Below are 22,053 nucleotides of genomic sequence, written 5' to 3'. Positions count from 1 at the left end.
TAAGACGCTTAGGATAAATTCTGGTTAAGAGATTTACTCACGTATTGAATCATAGTTATATTTAAGTTTATTATCCGGAGCTCAGGTTACATAGGCTGACTAAGCAACCGCTGAGATTGGATTATAACTAGAGTGACGAACTATACGTTTAATAACTCTCTCTGTTAATAGCAGTGTATCGGTTAACGCGTAATGGTGACGACTTTTCACTTTGGCAATCTGCAAACCTTTAGCAGCAATCATTGCCTCATTAATCTTAGTAAACCCATCAGATTTACCCTGTATATCGCTTGTACGATATACATCGTAACCAAGTAAACTTGTTCCTGCTGCAATACGATCTGCATTTTTATCGATTACTTAACGAGAAAACCCTGTGATCTTTAGTCGCTGGGTAGTTCACCCCATATCCATATGCGCTGCTCGCATTAGCCGTGGCTGAAACTAACGCCACAACGATTGCTGCACTTAATAAGCTATCGTTTTTATCATTTTATACCTTAAGGCTCTATTAGGAGTGCTCAGTGTTTAATGCTTTATTGGTAGGTGCTATCTGGGATGTCATTCGCTTTTACTAGCTGAAAACCTCGAGTAATTTACTGTTTGAGTAAGAACTATACGCACAATGGCATTACGTTCTCGTGAGTAGAGTGTAACAGGCTATTTTTTATAATATTGATCTTTTTAATAATCACTTATAATTTCAGCTGTGTTTGCAAAAAAATTAGTGTAAACAACACCGATACCGTAAATAGCTTGGCTGGAATAAATTAATATCCGTTTAGCTACACAATAAAGATAACCAATTATTGTGGTTCTTTAGGTTTAACTGATGAGCTAGCTTAGCTAGTCGTCGCGTGCGGAGAAAGTTAAATGACTCGATATGGTTTGTCTTTACTATTACTTTTACTTAGTAGTTGTGTTTTGGCTGAGGTTGCCGTTGAAGGACGTATTAAGTTTCAACACATTGAAAATAATGAGCTCTCCGATACTGATTTATCAACCAACTTCGCTCGACTGCTACTTAAGGCAGATTTGCCACTTAGTAATAATAGCTTATTTTATCTCGAAACGATTGCTGCGTATGATTCCTCTTTTGCACAAGGAAAATATTCATTTGAGCATAATGAATTTGATCTGCATCAAGGCTATCTGAGTGTTACAAGCCCTAATCATGCTATTAAATTAGGTCGACAAGTTTGGTCAGTTGCAGACCAAAGGTTGTTAGGTAAGCGCGAAGGTACCAACGTAAGAAGACGCTTCGATGGCGTGATGTATCAAAATAACGTCCTTAACCAGCTGCAAATTAATGCATACCATGGCTATGCTGTGGTTAGCAAAGCAGGCGTGTTTGATGATAAACATTTATCTTCTGAAAGAATAACAGGTGTGTACTTGAGCACAGCTGAATTACTGCTGCACAGCATGTGGTACCGCGATACCACGGCAGAAAATAACGAAAGCAGACACACTATTGAAGCCCAATATCGTAAAAAATTAGGCCGTTTTAGTAGCACTTTTCACGTGGCTCATCAAACCGGCATAGTAAAGAGTGAGCATACTAAAGCATGGTTTGCACAGTTTTCTGGGCTGTATTCTCTCGCAAACTTAAAGTTTGGCCCTACTTTAAGTTATGCAACGGGCGGTGAGGCAGGGCATGAAGATGGATATTTTCGATCTTTATATGCAAAAGCGCCGTATTATTCTGAGGCAGGTATATTTTCTACCACAAATATCAAACATATAGGCGCAAAATTGCAAGCTCAACTTACTGATAAATTTGATATTAGTTTGGATATGCGTCGATTATTTAGAGTGAACGAACAGGGCGATATTTTTGGTCCTGGCAGGAGTCTATTTATTGCTAATGAGCAATTAAAAGGCGCTAAAATTGCCGATACTTATAGCTTAACAACACAGTATTTGTATACAAAAAAAATCTCTTTTGAACTGATTACCAGCTATATAAATATGAGTAACAGAGCGAATTTAGAAAAAGATCAAAGCTTTTTTGTTGAAGCTATGCTGCATTTTGCCTATTAAGTCACACTGATTAACCAATTCATGGGTTATTTTACAGCGACAAATGTTACTATCTGCTTTTAATAAATGGCCCTGTATCAAGTGTTATCCCTAGCAGAGCAGCTAATCAGCGCTCAGCTTTACCGGTGTAATTTACTCACTTTACTTTGAACCAGACACATGCCGCCTAGGTGGCGCTATGTGTTATTAGGAAGACTATGTCTGAATTTCATCACTTAACCCCCTGCGCTATTGATAACTTTGTCGCGCCGCAGTGTGATCAGAGCGTGCAGATTGTTTATCACGATGAAGACATTTTACTGATCAACAAACCCAGTGGTTTGTTGAGTTTGTCGGGTAAAAATCCGCTCAATTGGGATTCTGTGCATTATCGTTTGGTAAATGGGCAAACAGGTATTACGGCTGCGTACCCTGAGGCTAAGTTACCGCATAGGTTAGACTTAGGTACATCAGGCATTATGATTGTGGGATTAAACGCGGCGGCTTCTAAGCACCTAAATAAACAGTTTCAGGCGCGTACAATTAAAAAGCGCTATGTAGCCATGTTACACGGATGGTTAATTGACGACGAAGGGCAAATTAGTGCGTCGATAGCAAAAGATAAACTGCTTTTTCCGCGGGTTAAAATCTGCGAAACCACAGGTAAAACAGCCGTAAGTGAATATAAAGTGCTGCAGCGCCTAACGCAACCACAGCGAACCTTAGTGCAATTTACACCCATTACAGGGCGTACGCACCAATTGCGTATTCACAGCCAGTTTATAGGGCATCCTATTTTAGGGTGCGATTTATATAACAATGCACAAAGCGAGCATATGGCAGCGCGCTTACAGCTTCATGCAAGTGATTTGTATTTTCAGCACCCGGTAAGCAATGAACAAATTCATATGCAATGCGCTGGTACGTTTTAGTTTTAAGACAATATTGGTTAGGACTTTTTTTATTTTTTCCCTTGAAGTTCTAGCAGCTCCCCCCATATTAAGTGCATAACGCAGACACTTTGCAAATTGGAGATATATAAATGACTGCAGCACAAAAAGAAACATTAGGCTTTCAAACAGAAGTAAAACAATTATTAAACTTAATGATTCATTCTCTTTATTCTAATAAAGAAATATTTTTACGTGAACTTGTGTCAAATGCCTCAGATGCAGCAGACAAGTTACGCTTTTTAGCATTATCACAAGGTGATCTGTACCAAGGCGACGCTGACTTACGTGTGCGTATTAGCGCTGACAAAGAAGCTAACACCATTACTATTTCAGATAATGGTATTGGTATGACCCGCGATGAAGTAATTAGCTCTTTAGGGACGATTGCAAAATCGGGTACTGCTGAATTTTTCAAAAACTTAACTGGCGATCAAAGTAAAGACTCGCAGTTAATTGGTCAGTTTGGTGTTGGTTTTTACTCAGCATTTATCGTGGCAGACTTAGTAACGGTTCGCACCCGTAAAGCTGGCGAAACAACTGCTTACGAGTGGGAGTCTCAAGGCGAAGGCGAGTACACGCTGCAAGAAATTGAAAAAGAAGGCCGTGGTACCGACATTATTCTACATCTTCGCGAAGAAGAAAAAGAGTTTGCTGATGAGTGGCGCCTGCGCAGCATAGTGACTAAATACTCGGATCATATTTCGACCCCAGTACAAATGTACAAAGCAGAAGTGCCAGAGTCTGAAGGGGAAGATGGCGAAAAAATCCCAGCAGTACCAGGTGAGTGGGAAAGTATTAACCGTGCTACTGCACTGTGGACTCGTGATAAGTCAGAGCTTTCAGATGACGAATACAAAGAGTTTTATAAGCACGTAAGCCACGATTGGGAAGATCCATTAAGCTGGGCGCATAACAAGGTAGAAGGTAAAACTGAATACACTAGCTTGTTATACATCCCTAAAAAAGCGCCATTCGACTTATGGAATCGTGATCGCCAAAGTGGTTTAAAACTGTACGTACAACGCGTGTTTATTATGGATGACGCTGAACAATTCATGCCAAGTTATTTACGTTTTGTAAAAGGCTTGTTAGATTCAAACGATTTACCACTTAACGTATCTCGCGAAATTCTACAAGACAACAAAGTAACGCAAGCTATTCGTAAAGGGTGTACATCGCGTATTATTAAAATGCTTGAGCGTATGGCTAAAAACAAAGCTGACGATTACCAAGTATTTTGGAATGAATTTGGTCAAGTGATCAAAGAAGGCCCTGCAGAGGATGCAGCTAATAAAGAAGCAATTTGTAAACTATTACGTTTCTCTTCTACGCATACCGATTCAGCAACGCAAGATGTATCGCTTGAGCAATACGTTGAGCGCATGAATGAAGGCCAAGAAAAAATATACTACGTAGTGGCTGATACGTTTACTGCTGCGAAAAACTCTCCGCATTTAGAGATTTTCCGTAAAAAAGGCATTGAAGTATTACTGCTAAGTGACCGTGTAGATGAGTGGATGATGAGCCACTTAACTGAATTTGCTGATAAGCAACTACAATCAATCACCCGTGGTGATTTAGACTTAGGTAAGCTTGACGACGAAGAGACTAAAAAAGCGCAAGAAGAGTCTGAAAAAGAAGTTGCCGGTTTAGTAGAGCGTATTAAAACTGCGTTAGGTGATGAAGTTAAAGAAGTGCGTTTTACGCATCGTTTAACCGACTCTCCAGCATGTGTTGTTAGCGATGACAACGACATGAGTTCACAAATGCAAAAGCTAATGGAATCGGTTGGTCAAGCTGCTCCTGAAGCAAAACCTGTATTTGAGCTAAACCCAGAACATCAACTTGTTAAGCATTTAAATGATGAGCAAGACGAAGATAAGTTTGCACAGTGGTCGCATGTATTACTTGACCAAGCGCTACTTGCAGAGCGTGGCACACTTAAAGACCCTACAGGGTTTGTAACTCGCTTAAATAAACTTATGCTTGAATTAAGCAAATAAGTTTAAAAAATTAAAGATTAAGTTAAAAGGGAACCTAAGTTCCCTTTTTTATACGCTATAAGCCCGCTAATGACTTATCAATTAGTATAAGTTGCTTGAGTATCGGCGGCGCTTATGGAAGAATTCAGGCTTCAAAAAACAAACTATTACTAAGGGACAATGATATGCGCATTATTCTTTTGGGCGCGCCGGGTGCAGGTAAAGGCACTCAAGCTCAGTACTTGATGGATAAATACGGTATTCCACAAATTTCGACTGGTGATATGTTACGTGCAGCAATTAAAGAAGGCACTCCACTGGGTCTTGAAGCAAAAAAAGTAATGGATGCAGGCCAGTTAATTTCTGACGATATTATCATTGGTTTAGTAAAAGAGCGTATTACTAAAGCTGATTGCGAAAATGGTTTTTTATTAGACGGTTTCCCGCGCACCATTCCACAAGCAGATGCGATGAAAGAAAATGGCGTAGTGGTTGATCACGTTATTGAATTTGATGTTGCTGATGAAGTGATTGTTGAGCGTATGGGTGGACGTCGTGTTCATCCAGGTTCTGGTCGTGTTTATCACGTTGTTTATAATCCACCAAAAGTGGCAGATAAAGACAACGAAACAGGTGAAGAGCTTATTATTCGTGCAGACGATACTGAAGAAACAGTACGTAAACGCTTAGGTATTTACCATGAGCAAACTATGCCATTGGTTGATTACTACCAAGCAGAAGCTGCTGCGGGTAACACCCAGTATCATAAGCTAGATGGTACACAAGCTGTTGATGCTATTAGCAAACAGTTAGGTGAGCTATTAGGCTAATTTACAGTCCTTTATTAAATAAAAACCGCTAATGTAAAATTTAGCGGTTTTTTTGTGCAGAGTTTAGGTTAATTTAGAGTGCCTTTAGTTTTTCAATCACGCTGGCGTATTCAGGTTCAGTTGCAAGGTTACTCACTAATTGCTTATAAACCACGTTATGGTTTTTATCTAAAATAAGTACAGCGCGTGTTAGTAGCCCCATATCTTTAATTATAAATCCATACTTCTGACCAAAGTCGTGCCATACCGAATCAGAAAGCACAATTACCTTATCTATGTTCTCAGCTTTGCAAAAACGTTTTTGCGCAAAAGGTAAATCGCTACTAATGGTCAACATGGTTATGTTTGGAAATTGTTGTGCTACTTTTTCGTTAAAGTGTTTAGTTTGTAGGCTGCAAATACCGGTATCTAAACTAGGTACTACGCTAATCAAAACGGCTTGGCCTTTATACGCACTCAATGTAACAGGGGTAAAGTTAGCGTCGACCACTTTAAACTCTGGTGCGCTATCACCTATAGCAACTCCCTCACCTAATAAAGTAACAGGTTTGCCTTGTGCAGAGACTTTGCCTGCATCAAGCGTGTTTTCGGTATAATCGGCAGCAAAAGCCACAGAACTAAATGCACTTAATGCAAAAATTAACGAGCGAAACATAGGGTATTTCCTTTTAGATTCAGGCTGTAATAGCGTTAAGTGTATTATACTGCGAAGTGCTCACCAAGCAGAAGAAGTAGATGCTTTTATTTATTAATCAAAAATTGTAAACAAGGTATACTTTGATATAACATACATATGTAAAAAATATGTATATAAAAAACAATAATTAAACCTTTATTAATGCAATTTGATACCTATAACAGGGTCAAAATAGAGAGAGAATATGTCAACATCGGTACTAATATGTGATGATTCAAAATTAGCTAGACGCCAACTAGCTCGATCTTTACCAGTGGATTGGGATATTAAAATTGAATTTGCGCATGACGGTGTAGATTGTATAAACCAAATAAAAAAAATACAGCCAGAAATTCTTTTTCTTGATTTAAATATGCCGGAAATGGATGGTTATGAAGTACTCATAGCGATACGAGAGCTTGGTCTTAATGTGCTCACTGTGGTGGTTTCTGGCGATATTCAGCCGGCGGCACATGAGCGCGTATTAGAGCTAGGTGCAATTGATTTTATTCAAAAACCTTGCTCCGCAGAAAAGCTAGCCACTATTATTGAACATCATGGCATTAAAGACAAAGCAATGCGAGAGCGCCTTGCGCACTCGTTAGGTGAGCAGGTAGACCCTGATGTGCGAGATATATACCAAGAGCTTACTAACGTGGCCATGGGGCAAGCAGGCGACCTACTCGCAAGGTTACTTAATGTATTTGTTAAGCTGCCCATACCTAATGTTAATATTCTAGAAGTAAATGAGCTTGATATGGCGCTGCGCTCAATTGATAACAGCACCTCAACCTCGGGTATCTGCCAAGGCTTTATAGGCGGCGGTGTATCAGGGGAAGCATTACTACTTTTAAATGACTCGAGCTTTAAAGAAATAGCATCGCTAATGAACTACGACGGTGAGCTCAATGAAAAAGTAGAGCTAGAGCTGTTAATGGATATCAGTAATATACTTATTGGCGCTATTTTAACTGGACTCTCTAAACAACTTGATATGACATTTAGCCAAGGGCATCCCATAGTACTGGGTCAGCATAGAGATGTATCAGAGCTGGTTAAATCTAACAAACCACGTTGGCAACGTACCTTAGCAATCGAGATAAGTTACGGTATTGAAAACCACAATATAAATTGCGATTTGATGTTGTTATTTACCGAAGACTCACTAAAAACTTTGAAGTACAAAGTTGCCTACCTATTAGAAGATTAACGATTATGTCAGCTGATTTAAATATGAATGAAATCCATTGGTTAATGGATATGTTTAATACTGTTGATGTGGGCCTAGTGGTGCTCGACAGAGAATATAAAGTGTGTGTATGGAATGGTTTTATGGAAAATCATTCTGGATTACTGCCAAGCGCAGTTAAACACAAAGACTTATTTGATTTATTTCCCGCAATAGATGAAAAGTGGTTTAGAAGTAAATCTGAATCCGTGTTTGTACTAAAAAACCGCTCGTTTACAATTTGGGAACAGCAACCTTATATCTTTCGTTTTAAAAACTATCGGCCAATTACCGGCAAAGCTGATTATATGTACCAAAATGCCACCTTTATTCCACTAAAAAATACCCGTGGTGATGTTGAGCATATATGTATTATTATTTACGATGTAACAGATGTAGCCGTTAATAAAAAAGAACTCGAACAGTTAAATAAAAAGCTTGAGCAAGTTAGTCAAACCGATAGCTTAACGCAGCTAGCTAACCGAGGGCACTGGGAACATACGTTACGCCAAGAGTTTTTGCGTACTAAACGCAGTGGTGGTTGCAGTACTTTATTAATGTTTGATATTGACCACTTTAAAAAAGTGAACGATGAGTACGGCCACAGTTGTGGTGACGAGGCATTGCGTCATATTGCAAAATTACTAAAAGGCACATTGCGCGAAACAGATATAGCAGGGCGCTACGGTGGTGAAGAATTTGCTATCACCTTACTCGATACTGATAAACAAGGTGCGATGATAATAGCCGAGCGTTTACGTGAACTAATTGCGGCAACCCCGGTGGCTTACAAAGATCAGCTAGTGAGTATGACGGTTAGTATTGGCATTGCCTCTTATAGTAATGAATTTAAAAACCATGAACGCTGGATTGAGGCTGCCGATAAAGCACTTTATAATTCAAAACACAATGGTAGGAATAGTATTACTATGTTTGACGATATAAAAAATGACGCCTAAGCGTCATTTTTTATATCGGTTAGTTAACGCGAGTATGCAGCGTTGCTTAATAAATCTATTATCCATAACCTAGATTATTTACTCCGTGGTATGGCGATAATCATCTATTGGACATTGACTAAGAATAGAAACTTCACCGCTACTCGACTCTTGCTCTAGCTTTACTTTAAATCCCCATAAACGGTAAAGATGTTTAAGTACTTCATCGTGTGAGTTAGCGAGCGGAATATTATTGTGCGGCACATAACGTAATGTAAGAGATCTGTCGCCTCTAATATCAACATTATAGATTTGAATATTAGGCTCGTGATTACTTAAATTATATTGCGCCGATAACGCCTCTCTCACTGCTTTATAGCCATTATCATCATGAATAGCACCTATTTCTAAATGAGGGTTATTTGTATGATCAACAATAGTAAATAATTTAAAGTCACGGATCAGTTTAGGTGATAAAAACTGGCTTATAAAACTTTCATCTTTAAAGTTTTGCATAGCAAAGTGCAGCGTGTCGAGCCAATTACTGCCAGCATACTGCGGGAACCAGCGTTTATCTTCCTCTGTTGGCTGCTCACAAATACGGCGAATGTCTACCATCATATTAAAGCCCAGAGCATAAGGGTTTATACCCGAGTAATATTGGCTATTATAAGGTGGTTGATAAATCACATTAGTGTGGCTTTGTAAAAACTCCATCATAAATGAATCAGTCAATTTTCCTTCGTCATATAAGTGATTCAAAATAGTATAATGCCAAAATGTAGCCCAACCTTCATTCATCACCTGGGTTTGTTTTTGCGGATAAAAATATTGCGATATTTTACGTACAATCCGAATGATTTCACGCTGCCATGACTCTAGCAATGGCGCATTTTTTTCAATAAAGTATAAAATATTTTCTTGTGGCTCTTGTGGAAAATGACGCTCATGCTTTTTAGCTTCTTGTTGTTGAGCTGGAATAGTGCGCCACAACTCGTTTACTTGTGATTGTAGATAGTCTTTTCGTTCTTGCTGGCGCTTTTGTTCTTCAAATAATGAAATACGTTGCGGGCGCTTGTATCTGTCTACGCCGTAATTCATTAGCGCATGACAAGAGTCGAGCAGGGTTTCTACCTCAGTAATACCGTATTTTTCTTCGCAGCGGCTAATGTACTTTTTAGCAAACAGTAGGTAATCGATAATTGAGCCGGCGTCGGTCCAGGTTTTAAATAAGTAATTCCCTTTAAAAAAAGAATTATGCCCATAACAAGCATGCGCCATAACCAGTGCTTGCATGGGCAGGGTGTTTTCTTCCATTAAATAGGCAATACATGGATCGGAGTTAATGACGATTTCGTAGGCTAATCCCATTTGACCGCGTTTATAATTTTGCTCAGTTTGAATAAACTTTTTACCGTATGACCAATGGCTATAGCCTATAGGCATACCAACGCTAGAATAGGCATCCATCATCTGCTCAGCGGTGATCACTTCAATTTGATTAGGGTACGTGTCTAAGCGATAGTGCTGTGCAACACGGGCTATTTCATCACGGTACTGGGCCAATAACTCAAAAGTCCAATCTGGGCCATCACTTATATGTTTATCCTTCATATTTACTACCTCGCTTAGGCTATGCAGCCCCTTGCTGCTGACGACCTTTTTTAAATAGCTCTCTAAAAATAGGGTAAATATCCTCAACGCTTTGAATATGTTGTATGGCAAAATTAGCATGGCTTTGGGTTATGTCTTGATACTCGCGCCATAAACTTTGATGCGCCCGTGTGGTTATTTCTATATAGGCAAAATAGCGCACTGCGTTTAATAATTTATTACGCAAAATTTGTCCACATTGCGGTGTGTCGTCTGCCCAGTTATCACCATCAGACGCTTGCGCGGCATACACATTCCATTGTTCAGAGTTGTAGCGCTCTTTAATTATTTCGTCCATGAGTTTAAGGGCACTCGAAACAATTGTGCCGCCGGTCTCTTGGGAGTAAAAAAACTCTTGTTCGTCAACTTCTTTAGCTTGCGTGTGATGGCGAATATATACCACTTCAATGTCTTTATAGCTGCGTGTTAAAAACTGATATAGCAAAATATAAAAGCGCTTAGCCATGTCTTTTGTGGCCTGATCCATAGAGCCAGACACATCCATAATACAAAACATCACGGCTTTGCTGGTAGGGTGAGGGCGTTTTTCGTAATTACGAAAACGTAAGTCGTAATTATCAATAAAAGGCACTGCCTTAATTTGCTTTTTAATTAGTTCAATTTCACTACTTAACAGCACAATAGCAGCTTTATCAGGATGTGCTTGTGCAAGTAAAATAACTAACTGAGCTTCAAGCTCTGCTAATAAACGCTTTTTACCTGCGCTCATGGCCACACGCCGTGCTAACGAGCCTTTGAGTGAGCGTACAATATCAATATTACTTGGCATACCATCGCTGCAAAAACCAGCGCGATGAGTTTTCATTTGTACTAGTTTGTCGAGCTGATTTTCTTGCAAGTTTGGCAGCTCTAAATCCTCAAACAATAAATCTAAATATTCATCCTTTGAAATCGAAAATACAAATTCGTCTTGGCCTTCTCCCGAGTCGCTCGCTTCACCGCCTCCTGCGCCACCACCTTGCCCACCTTTAGGGCGCTCTACTTTATCGCCAGTAGAGAACTGATCGTTCCCTGGATGTATTTGTTCTCTATTGCCGCCTTTTCCTTGATGAAATGTAGGTTCGCTAATATCGCGTTGCGGAATAGAAATACTCTCTCCCGAACTTGCGTCGGTGACACTGCGTTTATTAATCGCATCAGAAACCGCTTCTTTAATTTGTTTTTTATAGCGCCTAATAAAGCGCTGGCGATTAAGCGTGCTTTTATTCTTTGCGTTTAATCGCCTATCTATAAAATGCGCCATTAATTACCTCCTAAACTACCAATATGAAGGTTATTGCGATTTTCTAACCCGTAAATACCATTCAGATAACAACCGCACTTGTTTTTGTGTGTAGCCTTTTTCGACCATACGATTAACAAAGTCTTCGTGTTTTTGCTGATCCTCGGCAGAGGTTTTGGTATTAAACGAAATAACGGGTAGCAAATCTTCGGTATTAGAGAACATTTTTTTCTCGATCACGGTGCGCAATTTTTCGTAGCTGGTCCACAGTGGGTTTTTACCATTATGGTGCGCTCGAGCCCTAAGCACAAAGTTTACTATTTCGTTACGAAAATCTTTTGGATTAGAAATACCCGCTGGCTTTTCTATTTTTTCAAGTTCTGCATTAAGGGCATCACGGTCAAATAGTTGGCCAGTATCGGGGTCGCGGTATTCTTGATCTTGAATCCAAAAGTCGGCGTAAATAACATAACGGTCAAAAATATTTTGTCCGTATTCAGAGTACGACTCTAAGTATGCGGTTTGCAGCTCCTTACCAATAAACTCCACATATTGCGGAATTAAATAGCCTTTTAAAAAGCTCAAATAACGCTCTTCGGTATCAGATGCAAACTGCTCACGCTCAATTTGTTGTTCTAACACATAAAATAAATGTACTGGATTCGCAGCAACCTCTAGGGTGTCAAAATTAAATACTCGCGATAAAATTTTAAAAGCAAAACGGGTAGAAAGTCCTGTCATACCTTCATCAACCCCAGCATAGTCTCGATACTCTTGATACGATTTAGCTTTAGGATCAGTGTCTTTTAGGGTTTCGCCGTCATACACTCGCATTTTTGAAAAAAGGCTCGAGTTTTCAGGCTCTTTTAATCGTGATAGCGTTGAAAACTGCGCTAAAATTTTAAGTGTTCCCGGGGCGCATGGCGCGTTGTACAACTCACTGTGTTGAAGTAGCTTATCGTAAATTTTAATTTCTTCGGTAACACGTAAGCAATAAGGAACCTTAACAATATATACCCGGTCTAGGAATGCCTCATTGTTTTTATTGTTTTTAAAAGTTTGCCACTCAGATTCGTTAGAGTGGGCTAGTATCATGCCGTTAAAGGGCAGAGCACTAATACCTTCAGTACCGTTGTAGTTACCCTCTTGGGTGGCTGTTAGCAGAGGATGCAGTACCTTAATAGGCGCTTTAAACATCTCAACAAACTCCATTAAGCCCTGGTTTGCTAAACATAAAGATCCAGAGTAGGCGTAAGCATCGGGATCATTTTGTGCAAAATGTTCTAGTTGGCGAATATCTACTTTACCTACTAGTGCCGAAATATCTTGGTTGTTTTCATCCCCAGGCTCAGTTTTGGCAATCCCTATTTGATTTAAAATAGAAGGGTAGCGCTTAACCACTTTAAATTGACTAATGTCGCCGTTAAATTCTTTTAAGCGTTTTCCGGCCCAAGGCGACATAATAGTTTTCAAATAGCGTGGTTTAATGCCGTATTCTTGTTCAAGTAATTTAGCATCTTCAATCGGATCGAATAATGACAGCGGGTGGTCGTTTACAGGGGAGCCTTTAATAGAATAAATGGGTACTTGTTGCATCAAGTATTTCAGTTTTTCGGCAATAGATGATTTACCACCACCAACCGGACCCAATAAATAAAGAATTTGTTTACATTCTTCTAGGCCTTGAGAGGCGTGTTTTAAATAAGAAACAATTTGTTCGATGGCATCTTCCATACCATAAAAATCAGCAAAGGCAGGGTAGCGTGCTACTACACGATTAGAAAATAATCGACTTAAGCGTGCGTCTGTTGCTGTGTCTATCATTTGTGGCTCGCCAATTGCCATTAGTAGACGCTCAGGAGCACTTGCGTAGGCAGATTTGTCGGTTTTACAAATATCTAAAAACTCAGCAATACTGTACTCTTCTTCTTGTCCAGCTTCATATCGTGCTTGGTAATGATCAAAAATCGTCATAAAGACCTCCAAAACCCACTTTAAAAATAGCTTAACTTCTTAAAGTCTAGTCACGATTTTGAATTTTTGTGCAATAAAATTAAAAATTTATATTAAAAATTATGATCTTGACTTTTTAATATAAGAGGTATTTGTACAAGGAGATGGTAATTTACCAAGCATAAAAAAAGACGCCGCAGCGTCTTTTTAAATTTAGCTTTTAAGGGCTAATTAAGCGAAGTTAGCGTTCGCGAATTCCCAGTTAACTAGCGACCAAAAACCTTTAAGGTAATCTGGACGAACGTTACGGTAATCGATGTAGTAAGCGTGTTCCCATAAGTCCACAGTTAGGATTGGAGTAACACCATCATCAGTTAATGGTGTAGCAGCGTTAGAAGTGTTAACTATGTCTAGTGAACCATCAGCTAGTTTAACTAACCAAGTCCAGCTAGAACCAAAGTTATTAACTGCTTTGTCGTTTAATGCTTCTTTAAATGCATCAAAAGAGCCCCATTTAGCATTGATTGCATCAGCAACCGCGCCAGTCGGTGCACCACCGCCATTTGGCGATAAACTGTTCCAGTAGAACGTATGGTTCCAGATTTGTGCAGCGTTGTTAAACACGCCACCGTCTGATGAACATACGATTTCTTCAAGAGATTTGTTTTCAAACTTAGTGCCTGGGATCAAACCATTAAGTTTAACAACATAAGTGTTGTGGTGTTTACCATGATGAAACTCAAGAGTTTCTTTTGAAATATGCGGCTCAAGTGCATCAATTGCATATGGTAGTGACGGTAGTTCAAATGCCATTTTTTATCTCCATCTTCTTTTAGTTAATAGTCCATTTAGTAATACGTAATGCCTGTTGGAACAGGCCAGTTATCTATACCAAACGGGAATATAGTGTTACTATAATTGTTGAGTATTCTACTCAAGTTTTAGCAAACAGCAATGCTATTGCTAAAGACTATTTCAATTGCGGCTTTATTTGCCCATTTTAAGTTATAGATCTATGGTCTCACTGAGTTATTTTCAAGGCCTTAGGTATATTAAATTATCGTCATTTTGAGGTTGTAGATGGAAACCATTGATAAAATTAAACAGCAAATTTCAGAAAACCCAATAATCCTTTTCATGAAAGGATCGCCTAAGTTGCCTAACTGTGGTTTTTCTTCACAAGCATCGCAAGCGTTAATGTCATGTGGTGAACCATTTGCATATGTTGATATTTTACTTAATCCAGACATTCGTGCTGAGCTTCCTGCTTATGCAAATTGGCCTACATTCCCACAGTTATGGGTAGATGGCGAATTAGTTGGTGGTTGTGATATTATCATCGAAATGTTTCAGCGTGGTGAATTACAACCATTAATTACTGAAACAGCAGCTAAATATAAAGAAGCTGACGCAGAATAATATCTCGATAAGCACGCTTTTTAAGGTGTATTGATACAAAATTTTGCTAAAACAATAAAACCACTTTTATAGTGGTTTTATTGTTTTTTATTAATCGTTTCTTATCGATAAATTAATCATTAAAAACTTACCAGCCAAACCAAATTAGACGTGCGTAAATGCTGCAACATTAGCTTTTAGACTTAAAAAGTTGAGTAGCTCAGCAATAAGATACCTACTAAAAGCCAACATCAAAGCACCACATTAAAACGCTTTACCCCACTGTAAGTACTTTATTTATTGCTTGAATAAAATACAGTAATACTTAGTCCATAGAAAAATGATCTAATGAGGGTCTGCCTTTTGCTTTTGCGCGTTTTACACTTAAATAACAGGCTAAATTACATAGTAATTGCAATGTAATTATTACCCCACAAATAATAATAAAATTGTTTAAAGTGGCTGTTGTATTATTCATTATAAAAACCAGCATGACCAATAACTGCCAAATCAATGCTGTATTTAAATAGCGCAATAAAATCTGCTTAAAGTGAGTATGTTTAAAGGTACTCAAAATCAGAAAAACAAGGCTAACTATTAACACTAACCAGCCCGCAGTTAAACAAAAGTAGGCAACTGTATTTTGCATTTTAATCCTTAACTCTTAACCCTACTAACCACATATTAAAATAAACGTATAAAAGTAATATTAAGCGTGTGCCATTATTAGCTCTTTAGCATTTGCTTTTGCTGTTTTACTTATATTATCACCCCCTAATAGGCGTGCTATTTCGTTAACTCTGCCATCTTTGTTTAAAGGCTGCATATGGGTAAAAGTTTCTCCATTTGCTATTTCTTTAGCAACAAAAAACTGTTGATGCGCACTGCTGGCTACTTGCGGTAAATGGGTAACACAAATCACTTGGGTAGACTTACCTAATTGACGCAATAACTTACCAACAGCATAGGCCGTTGGGCCGGAGATCCCCACATCAACTTCATCAAAAATAAGGGTAGGTGTTGTGACTTTTTGCGCAATAATTACCTGAATAGCTAAACTTATACGCGACAGCTCACCACCCGATGCAACCTTTGCTAATGGTTGTAATGGTTGTCCTGGGTTAGTTGATACTAAAAACAATACATTGTCGTAGCCTAAGCTATTTGGTGCGCGTTCGGTTTCTTGAGTTAGGGCAATTTCAAATATGCCGTTTTCCATTGACAGGTTTGCCATGCTGTTACTAATTAAGCGGTTTAGTGTATTAGCATACTCACGGCGGCTTTGGCTTAGCTGTTCACTAGCATGTTGATAATGGCTAAGTGTGTTTTCAATTTCAGATTCTAACTGCTCTAAGCGAGAGCTGTTATTGCTAATAGACTCGAGTTCTTGACTAATAGCTTGATGAAACTCAACCAATGCCTGTGGTTTAATATGGTGTTTACGCGCTAAATCCATAGCGCCGCTTAATCTGTTTTCTACCTCCACCAAGCGAGCAGGATCTAAATCGGCCTGCTCAGTGTAACTGCGCACTTCTCGGCTAGCTTCTTCTACTTGTACTGCGGCCTCTGCAAGCAATGTAGCTACACTTGCTAATGTTTCGTCATATTGTGCCAGCTCAGAAAACTGTTGCGCGCTGTGTTGCAATAACGAACAAGCATTTTGCTCATCACTTTCGTATAAATGCTGTAACTCACGCTGACACGTTTCTAAAATCGTTTGGCTATTACTTAACTTGTAATGCTCAGCTTCTATTTGTTCAAACTCACCTTCTTGTAGGGCAAACTCGTTAAGTTCTGCTACTTGGTATTCTAATAGTTGTTTTTGCGCAGCTTGCTGCTGCTGTTGTTGTTGTAAGTGTTTAAATTCTTTTTGTAAATTAGCAAATTGCTTATAGCTTTGGCTAACGCCACTGACCAAATTATGATGTCCGGCATAGGCATCTAGTAGCTGCAGTTGATGCTCGGCTTTTAACAAGTGTTGGTGGGCATGTTGGCCATGAATCGAAATTAAATACTGGCCAAGCTCTTTTAGTTGCGCTGCTGTTACAGCGCTGCCATTAATGTAGCTTTTGCTGCGGCCATTTTTACACACCACGCGGCGCAATAAACATTCGTTATCGGCGTTACTCAACATATTTTGTTCTAAAAAAGCATGAGCGAGGGGTAAATTACTTAAATCAAATTGCGCGCATACTTCCGCTTTATCTGTGTTTGGGCGCACAGCTGAGGCTTCGGCGCGCTCGCCTAAACATAGCGAAAGGGCATCAATAGCAATCGACTTACCCGCACCCGTTTCACCGGTAATTGCGGTCATGCCGTTTTGCCACTCTGTACTTAAATTACTTACAATTGCGAAATTTTTAATTTCTAAACCAATTAACATACTGTTTATCCATCCAGTCAATTGACTGTTAATTTATACAGTGTTTTGGTTTTTTGCAAATTAAATTTTTATGACTTACGCAATTTCTTCATCTTGAATAATTTTAGAATGGCTATTAGTTTCGCTTGTTTCGTCAGCATTATTAATATTATCAGCGAGTTGTTCTATGTCTTCTGTTTTAATATTAACAATAAGGGCGGGTAAAATAGTTTGATAAAAAGTCTTGTTATATAAAATACCTTGCAAGGGAAGTTCCGCTACAAAGTACTGGATATTATCGACTAAATTTTGAGAAACATTGCTTTGATAAGTTTTAATTAACTCGTTCGACAGTATATTAATAAGTAAATCGGCAGTACTTTCTAACTGGTTTAGGTTTTCATCCGTGTGAGCTTGCACCACAAAAAAATTGCTTACAATGGCTTGTATACGTGGCAGGTATTTGGGTCGGATAAGCTTAGCGTCAAGTAACTCATTGAGCTTTAGCTTTAAGCGAGTATTAACTTGTGATACTCGAGCATTAAAAAGCTTTTTTTTCGCTTCGATTGCTTTTTTACGGTTATTTTCAACAATTAAATAACTAGCTAATAATGTAATTAATAATAATAAAGCAAAAAAAACAATATAAGTCATTGCCGCACAATCCTGATTTGGTTAGCTATTTTATAAAAAATATATTTTGCTCTAAAGCACGATACTTAGCAATAAAATTAGTATAAACGACTGCCCCAATTGAGCTTTTGGCGTAATACGTTGTAATAAGAGTAATTTTTAGGATGAATAAGGCGCAGCTTTTTATCGGCTTTTTTAATGACTACCTCATCACCAGGTAAAACGGCGAGTACCACATGGCTGTCGCAGCTAACTTGCAAACTATCGGTGTTCTCAAGGCTTAGTTTTAAGCGTACTTCGTTATCGGCATCAACTACCAGAGGTCGGCTCGATAAAGTATGTGGAAACATAGGCACTAGCGCTATTGCGTTAAGCTCAGGAGTAAGAATAGGGCCGCCCCCCGATAGTGAATAAGCAGTTGAGCCGGTAGGGGTAGATACAATAAGTCCATCAGAGCGCTGAGAAAACACAAAGTCGTTATTTATAAAGGCTTCAAACTCAATCATATGCGCTACTTTGTCGGCATGTAAAACGGCTTCGTTTACAGCCGAGTTTGCACTTTTAAGTTCGTTATGACGATACACTTCTACTTCGAGTAAGAAGCGCTTTTCTTCAACATACTCACCGCTGAGTACCTGCTCTAAACTGGCTTCGAAACCCTCGGGGTTTAAATCGGTTAAAAACCCAAGGTTGCCTCGGTTTACACCTATAACGGCTATATCAAAGCGTGCTAATACACGCGCTGCGCCAAGCATATTGCCATCGCCACCTACTACAATGGCCAAATCAGCTTGTTCACCTAAGTCGACCAGTTTAACTAACTTATTTTTTGGTATATCAATAAGTTGGCTTCCTGTGCGTTTTTCTACAATAACTGTAAAACCAAGCGCAAGTAAAAATGTATGCAGGCGCTGCAAGGTTGCCGCCGCATCTGGATGATTTGGTTTACCAATAAGGCCGATAGTGCGAAAAGGAGAATCCATAATAAATACACAGCAAGTTTTAATATTTGTAGAGTAACCTAAAACAGAAGTGTTTGAAAATACAGATCGTTAGCAATACTGCAATGAATTAATCTTGCAGCTCATTAATTTACGTGCCGTGTAGCTAATCACTTGAAATTAAGAAGCTCTGCCCCGATATAAAGCACATGAGACAAGATGCAGTAACCATGAAACTAAACCCACGAGATCAACAAATTTTTGCGGCTGTAATGAGCACGTATTGTAATGGTGAAGGTTTACCTGTGCCATCAACAAAAATTGCCAAGCTAAAAGGTATGGCAGTTTGCTCAGCTACAGTACGTAATGCCATGGCACGTTTAGAGAAAGTGGGCTTGCTCTACTCACCCCACACATCAGCGGGGCGCGTGCCAACAGACTACGGATTTGATTATTGGTTTGAGGAATTTTTTGCACTCGCCGACATAGCTAATTACTGGCAACCTGCGCAAACACAATTAGTTGAATTAGCGCATGGTTTAAGTCAGCGTTATCAGGTGTGTTGTTGTGTTGGTTTGCCACAGGTACGCTCGCAACAAGTATTTAGAGTGGAAGTGCTCGATTTTGATTCCACGGATTGGTTAATCTTATTAATAGACAGAGCAGGGCAAAGTCATAACATTTGTATTAATAAGCCCGATGATGCAAGTGATACTGTGCGTTATCAGTTTGCCACGTGGTTAAATACGGTATTTAGCCAACAAACCTTAATAGAAGGCTTGTACCGTATGCAGGCAATGGCTAATACTGCACCGCGTAACTGTCATGATTCACTCAACCAATGGACGCGTGAACTAAGCCAAAAGCTTGGCTCTGATAATAGTATTGTGGTTGGTGAAAACTATTTGTATAAACAAATAGATTGCGAGCAAAGCCTAAACATTGGGGTGTCTTTTTTAAATTTTGTCGAAGACAAGCTAGTATTTAAAAATGGGGTGTCGGTACTTAATACTGAAAACCTGCCTTTTTCAGAGTGTAACGAATTGATTGTGATTAGCTTGCCGTACTTTCAAAATCAAGAATATCAGAGTCGTTTTTGTGTAATTTGTCCAAAATCAGCGCCAATCGAAAAAATAATCCAAGAATTTAAATTAATTGAGACATCTAACTCTTGAATCTTTTAATTCAATCCCCATAATTACCGCAGTTGTAAAGAATTGGAGCACATATTTATGTCTGAGCAGAGACAAAACCCAGAACAAGAAGTAGAACTAAACGAAGACCTAGCAAAAATGGAAGCTGATGTTGAAGCCGCTGTACAAGCAGCAGAAGAACACGCAGAGCAAGAGCAAAGCCCTGAAGCCGAAATTGCAATGTTATATGCAGAGCTTGAAGTAGCAAAGCAAACAATAGCAGATCAAAAAGACGGTGTAGTTCGCGCCGCTGCTGATGTTGAAAACATGCGTCGTCGTGCAGCACAAGATGTAGAAAAAGCACATAAATTTGCACTAGAGAAGTTTGCTAACGAATTACTCCCGGTTATTGATAACTTAGAGCGCGCAATTGAGTTTTCTGATAAAGAAAACGAAACGCTAAAACCTGTGCTAGAAGGTATTAGCATGACGGTAAAAAGCTTTAACGATGCTGTTGCAAAATTTGGCGTTGAAATTGTTAACCCACAGGGTGAGCAGTTTAATCCAGAGTTTCATCAAGCTATGTCAATTCAGCCAAGCAACGATGTATCGCCAAATACAGTATTAGCGGTAATGCAAAAAGGCTACACCTTAAACGGACGTTTATTGCGCCCAGCTATGGTTATGGTATCTAAAGCAGCTGACGCTTAAGTTGTTATTAATGATTTAAAAAATGCCTCAATTTGAGGCATTTTTTTTGCTATTTAAATAGTGAACCAATTGCACTAAAACAGTTAGTATTACAGCACCAAACATCAAGCTTGAAAAAGGCACGGCACTTTTAGCATGTAGTATAGCTAATAGGGGGCCGACCAAAGCACCGCTACCAAAGCGTAACGTACCAATAACTGCGGTTGCTGTGCCTGTATTTGCTTCAAACTTCATTAAAATAAGTGAGTCAGCATTACTGGCTATTATGCCTAAGCTCATCATAAGTGGTGCAATAGCACCAACAATAAAGTAAAGCGACAGCTGCATAATACTAAAAGTAAGTAACGCAGCGCCCGAAAGTAAGCCAAATATTAATCCGTAGTAGAGCATTTTACGAGAGCCAATTCGCGGCACAATACGAGTATTTAAAAAATTCCCAAACATGAGTGCTATAACGTTAAATGCAAACAAAATGCCAAATAACTGCTCTGATACTTTAAATAAGTCTAAATATACAAACGGTACTGAGGTTAAAAAACAAAAAAATCCAAACGATACAAACATAGAGCTTAAAATGTCGGCACGTGCATCTTTGTTACTCAGTATTATTTTATAACTATTAAAAAATAATGGCAGCCCTTTAAGGTCATTTTTAAAAATAGGAATGTCGATTAAATACACATGCACAAAAGCTAAAATAATAAAGCTGTAGGCCGCTAAAATTAAAAAGATGGTAGACCAAACAGAAAACCCTAAAATAAGCGAACCAATTGAAGGTGCAAGTAATGGCGCTACCATCATAATCATCGACACATAAGACATACCTTTGGCGGTGTTTTTTTGGTAAATATGCCTAATTATCCCAGGAACTACCACGGTTGCCGCTGCACCGGTAAATGCCTGTACGGTACGCAAGACCCAAAATGCATATATATCGGTAGTAAAGGCAAGTGCTAATGACGTTATACCAAATAAAGTTAAGCCAATTTTAGCCAATTTACGGCGACCAATTTGATCGGCAATAGGGCCAAAAAATAACATCCCTAATGCATAGCCCGCTAAATAAATACTTAACGATATTTGTACGTTAGGCATACTGGTTTGTAAGTCGCCCGCAATAACTAACATTGCCGGTAAATACATATCAATAGCTAAAGGCGTAATTGCCACAATACTAGCTAGTAAAGGCAATAAAATACGGGTGTTAAAAGACGAAGCCGATGCAGGCATGTATAAACTCAATCATTACTAAACAGGATGTATAGTGTAACAGGGCATGCTGATTGGATAAACTTAGTTTGCCTGCTAAGTTAATTGTAATGGGTAAATAACCTGAGATCCGGATAATAAACCTATCTCGAGCAGCTATTTTCAGCGCTAACTGCGTTGAATTTACT

At 39.0% G+C, this 22,053-nt stretch carries 18 protein-coding genes; 9 read left to right on the top strand and 9 right to left on the bottom strand.

Annotated elements, in window-relative coordinates:
- Positions 1 to 873: 873 nt before the first annotated feature.
- The 4 genes from J5X91_RS03265 to adk all read left to right on the top strand — a co-directional run bounded on the left by J5X91_RS03265 (position 874) and on the right by adk (position 5,787).
- Positions 874 to 2,043, top strand: a complete 1,170-nt coding sequence (locus tag J5X91_RS03265) for an alginate export family protein (protein ID WP_208834055.1) — start codon at positions 874 to 876, stop codon at positions 2,041 to 2,043.
- 197 nt (positions 2,044 to 2,240) lie between these two features.
- The gene (locus J5X91_RS03260) at positions 2,241 to 2,954 is read left to right on the top strand and encodes an RluA family pseudouridine synthase (RefSeq protein ID WP_011327890.1); all 714 of its coding nucleotides are present in this window, start codon (positions 2,241 to 2,243) and stop codon (positions 2,952 to 2,954) included.
- Positions 2,955 to 3,064: 110 nt separating this feature from the next.
- A complete protein-coding gene (htpG, locus tag J5X91_RS03255) occupies positions 3,065 to 4,978 on the top strand; it encodes a molecular chaperone HtpG (protein WP_086993345.1) in 1,914 nt (637 codons plus the stop codon).
- Positions 4,979 to 5,142: 164 nt separating this feature from the next.
- Positions 5,143 to 5,787, top strand: a complete 645-nt coding sequence (gene adk / locus J5X91_RS03250; RefSeq protein WP_011327892.1) for an adenylate kinase — start codon at positions 5,143 to 5,145, stop codon at positions 5,785 to 5,787.
- A 73-nt stretch (positions 5,788 to 5,860) separates the two neighbouring features.
- Here the strand turns inward: adk and tpx are convergent, their stop codons facing one another.
- Positions 5,861 to 6,442 (bottom strand): thiol peroxidase, encoded by a 582-nt coding sequence (tpx, locus tag J5X91_RS03245; RefSeq protein WP_208834054.1) that lies wholly within the window; start codon positions 6,440 to 6,442, stop codon positions 5,861 to 5,863.
- A 226-nt stretch (positions 6,443 to 6,668) separates the two neighbouring features.
- Between tpx and J5X91_RS03240 the strand changes: the two genes are divergently transcribed.
- Entirely contained in the window at positions 6,669 to 7,673 is a 1,005-nt protein-coding gene (locus J5X91_RS03240; protein ID WP_011327894.1) for a response regulator, read from the top strand.
- 5 nt (positions 7,674 to 7,678) lie between these two features.
- Positions 7,679 to 8,650 (top strand): diguanylate cyclase, encoded by a 972-nt coding sequence (locus tag J5X91_RS03235; protein WP_208834053.1) that lies wholly within the window; start codon positions 7,679 to 7,681, stop codon positions 8,648 to 8,650.
- 78 nt (positions 8,651 to 8,728) lie between these two features.
- On the opposite strand, the gene J5X91_RS03230 is transcribed toward J5X91_RS03235, so the two are convergent.
- The 4 genes from J5X91_RS03230 to J5X91_RS03215 form a co-directional block, all read right to left on the bottom strand.
- A complete protein-coding gene (locus J5X91_RS03230) occupies positions 8,729 to 10,243 on the bottom strand; it encodes a SpoVR family protein (RefSeq protein WP_041454394.1) in 1,515 nt (504 codons plus the stop codon).
- 19 nt (positions 10,244 to 10,262) lie between these two features.
- A complete protein-coding gene (locus J5X91_RS03225) occupies positions 10,263 to 11,546 on the bottom strand; it encodes a YeaH/YhbH family protein (RefSeq protein ID WP_058373133.1) in 1,284 nt (427 codons plus the stop codon).
- Between the two features lie 30 nt (positions 11,547 to 11,576).
- Positions 11,577 to 13,499, bottom strand: a complete 1,923-nt coding sequence (locus J5X91_RS03220) for a PrkA family serine protein kinase (protein WP_011327898.1) — start codon at positions 13,497 to 13,499, stop codon at positions 11,577 to 11,579.
- Between the two features lie 210 nt (positions 13,500 to 13,709).
- Entirely contained in the window at positions 13,710 to 14,291 is a 582-nt protein-coding gene (locus J5X91_RS03215) for a Fe-Mn family superoxide dismutase (RefSeq protein WP_011327899.1), read from the bottom strand.
- Positions 14,292 to 14,558: 267 nt separating this feature from the next.
- Here J5X91_RS03215 and J5X91_RS03210 point away from each other — a divergent pair, with 267 nt between their 5' ends.
- Positions 14,559 to 14,897 (top strand): Grx4 family monothiol glutaredoxin, encoded by a 339-nt coding sequence (locus J5X91_RS03210; RefSeq protein WP_004335359.1) that lies wholly within the window; start codon positions 14,559 to 14,561, stop codon positions 14,895 to 14,897.
- A gap of 688 nt (positions 14,898 to 15,585) precedes the next feature.
- On the opposite strand, the gene recN is transcribed toward J5X91_RS03210, so the two are convergent.
- The 3 genes from recN to nadK all read right to left on the bottom strand — a co-directional run bounded on the left by recN (position 15,586) and on the right by nadK (position 18,854).
- Positions 15,586 to 17,259 carry a DNA repair protein RecN gene (recN, locus tag J5X91_RS03205; RefSeq protein WP_208834052.1) on the bottom strand — a complete coding sequence of 558 codons (1,674 nt, stop codon included), beginning with the start codon at positions 17,257 to 17,259 and terminating at the stop codon, positions 15,586 to 15,588.
- A 75-nt stretch (positions 17,260 to 17,334) separates the two neighbouring features.
- Entirely contained in the window at positions 17,335 to 17,892 is a 558-nt protein-coding gene (locus tag J5X91_RS03200; protein WP_089368105.1) for a hypothetical protein, read from the bottom strand.
- Between the two features lie 77 nt (positions 17,893 to 17,969).
- Positions 17,970 to 18,854 carry an NAD(+) kinase gene (gene nadK, locus J5X91_RS03195; RefSeq protein WP_011327903.1) on the bottom strand — a complete coding sequence of 295 codons (885 nt, stop codon included), beginning with the start codon at positions 18,852 to 18,854 and terminating at the stop codon, positions 17,970 to 17,972.
- 167 nt (positions 18,855 to 19,021) lie between these two features.
- Here nadK and J5X91_RS03190 point away from each other — a divergent pair, with 167 nt between their 5' ends.
- Together J5X91_RS03190 and grpE are read left to right on the top strand one after the other, a co-directional pair.
- On the top strand, positions 19,022 to 19,987 hold the full coding sequence (locus tag J5X91_RS03190) for an HrcA family transcriptional regulator (protein WP_041454395.1): 966 nt from the start codon (positions 19,022 to 19,024) through the stop codon (positions 19,985 to 19,987).
- 57 nt (positions 19,988 to 20,044) lie between these two features.
- Positions 20,045 to 20,656, top strand: coding sequence for a nucleotide exchange factor GrpE (gene grpE / locus J5X91_RS03185; protein WP_011327905.1), 612 nt, complete (start codon positions 20,045 to 20,047; stop codon positions 20,654 to 20,656).
- Between the two features lie 27 nt (positions 20,657 to 20,683).
- Here grpE and J5X91_RS03180 read toward each other — a convergent pair whose 3' ends face one another.
- The gene (locus J5X91_RS03180) at positions 20,684 to 21,886 is read right to left on the bottom strand and encodes a Bcr/CflA family efflux MFS transporter (RefSeq protein WP_182677029.1); all 1,203 of its coding nucleotides are present in this window, start codon (positions 21,884 to 21,886) and stop codon (positions 20,684 to 20,686) included.
- Between the last annotated feature and the right edge of the window lie 167 nt (positions 21,887 to 22,053).

The sequence above is a fragment of the Pseudoalteromonas sp. K222D genome (genome assembly GCF_017653575.1).
In the GTDB taxonomy this organism is placed as follows: domain Bacteria; phylum Pseudomonadota; class Gammaproteobacteria; order Enterobacterales; family Alteromonadaceae; genus Pseudoalteromonas; species Pseudoalteromonas nigrifaciens.
Note: the sequence above shows the minus strand (reverse complement) of the source record. Positions and strands in the feature narration are given on the sequence as shown.

What these genes read in the sequence shown, in the direction of transcription:
- J5X91_RS03200 (WP_089368105.1), bottom strand. Translation starts at nt 17,892, where the DNA reads ATGACTTATATTGTTTTTTTTGCTTTATTATTATTAATTACATTATTA.
- tpx (WP_208834054.1), bottom strand. Translation starts at nt 6,442, where the DNA reads ATGTTTCGCTCGTTAATTTTTGCATTAAGTGCATTTAGTTCTGTGGCT.
- recN (WP_208834052.1), bottom strand. Translation starts at nt 17,259, where the DNA reads ATGTTAATTGGTTTAGAAATTAAAAATTTCGCAATTGTAAGTAATTTA.
- J5X91_RS03215 (WP_011327899.1), bottom strand. Translation starts at nt 14,291, where the DNA reads ATGGCATTTGAACTACCGTCACTACCATATGCAATTGATGCACTTGAG.
- J5X91_RS03210 (WP_004335359.1), top strand. Translation starts at nt 14,559, where the DNA reads ATGGAAACCATTGATAAAATTAAACAGCAAATTTCAGAAAACCCAATA.
- J5X91_RS03180 (WP_182677029.1), bottom strand. Translation starts at nt 21,886, where the DNA reads ATGCCTGCATCGGCTTCGTCTTTTAACACCCGTATTTTATTGCCTTTA.
- adk (WP_011327892.1), top strand. Translation starts at nt 5,143, where the DNA reads ATGCGCATTATTCTTTTGGGCGCGCCGGGTGCAGGTAAAGGCACTCAA.
- J5X91_RS03265 (WP_208834055.1), top strand. Translation starts at nt 874, where the DNA reads ATGACTCGATATGGTTTGTCTTTACTATTACTTTTACTTAGTAGTTGT.
- J5X91_RS03220 (WP_011327898.1), bottom strand. Translation starts at nt 13,499, where the DNA reads ATGACGATTTTTGATCATTACCAAGCACGATATGAAGCTGGACAAGAA.
- J5X91_RS03230 (WP_041454394.1), bottom strand. Translation starts at nt 10,243, where the DNA reads ATGAAGGATAAACATATAAGTGATGGCCCAGATTGGACTTTTGAGTTA.
- J5X91_RS03235 (WP_208834053.1), top strand. Translation starts at nt 7,679, where the DNA reads ATGTCAGCTGATTTAAATATGAATGAAATCCATTGGTTAATGGATATG.
- J5X91_RS03225 (WP_058373133.1), bottom strand. Translation starts at nt 11,546, where the DNA reads ATGGCGCATTTTATAGATAGGCGATTAAACGCAAAGAATAAAAGCACG.
- htpG (WP_086993345.1), top strand. Translation starts at nt 3,065, where the DNA reads ATGACTGCAGCACAAAAAGAAACATTAGGCTTTCAAACAGAAGTAAAA.
- J5X91_RS03260 (WP_011327890.1), top strand. Translation starts at nt 2,241, where the DNA reads ATGTCTGAATTTCATCACTTAACCCCCTGCGCTATTGATAACTTTGTC.
- grpE (WP_011327905.1), top strand. Translation starts at nt 20,045, where the DNA reads ATGTCTGAGCAGAGACAAAACCCAGAACAAGAAGTAGAACTAAACGAA.
- nadK (WP_011327903.1), bottom strand. Translation starts at nt 18,854, where the DNA reads ATGGATTCTCCTTTTCGCACTATCGGCCTTATTGGTAAACCAAATCAT.
- J5X91_RS03190 (WP_041454395.1), top strand. Translation starts at nt 19,022, where the DNA reads ATGAGACAAGATGCAGTAACCATGAAACTAAACCCACGAGATCAACAA.
- J5X91_RS03240 (WP_011327894.1), top strand. Translation starts at nt 6,669, where the DNA reads ATGTCAACATCGGTACTAATATGTGATGATTCAAAATTAGCTAGACGC.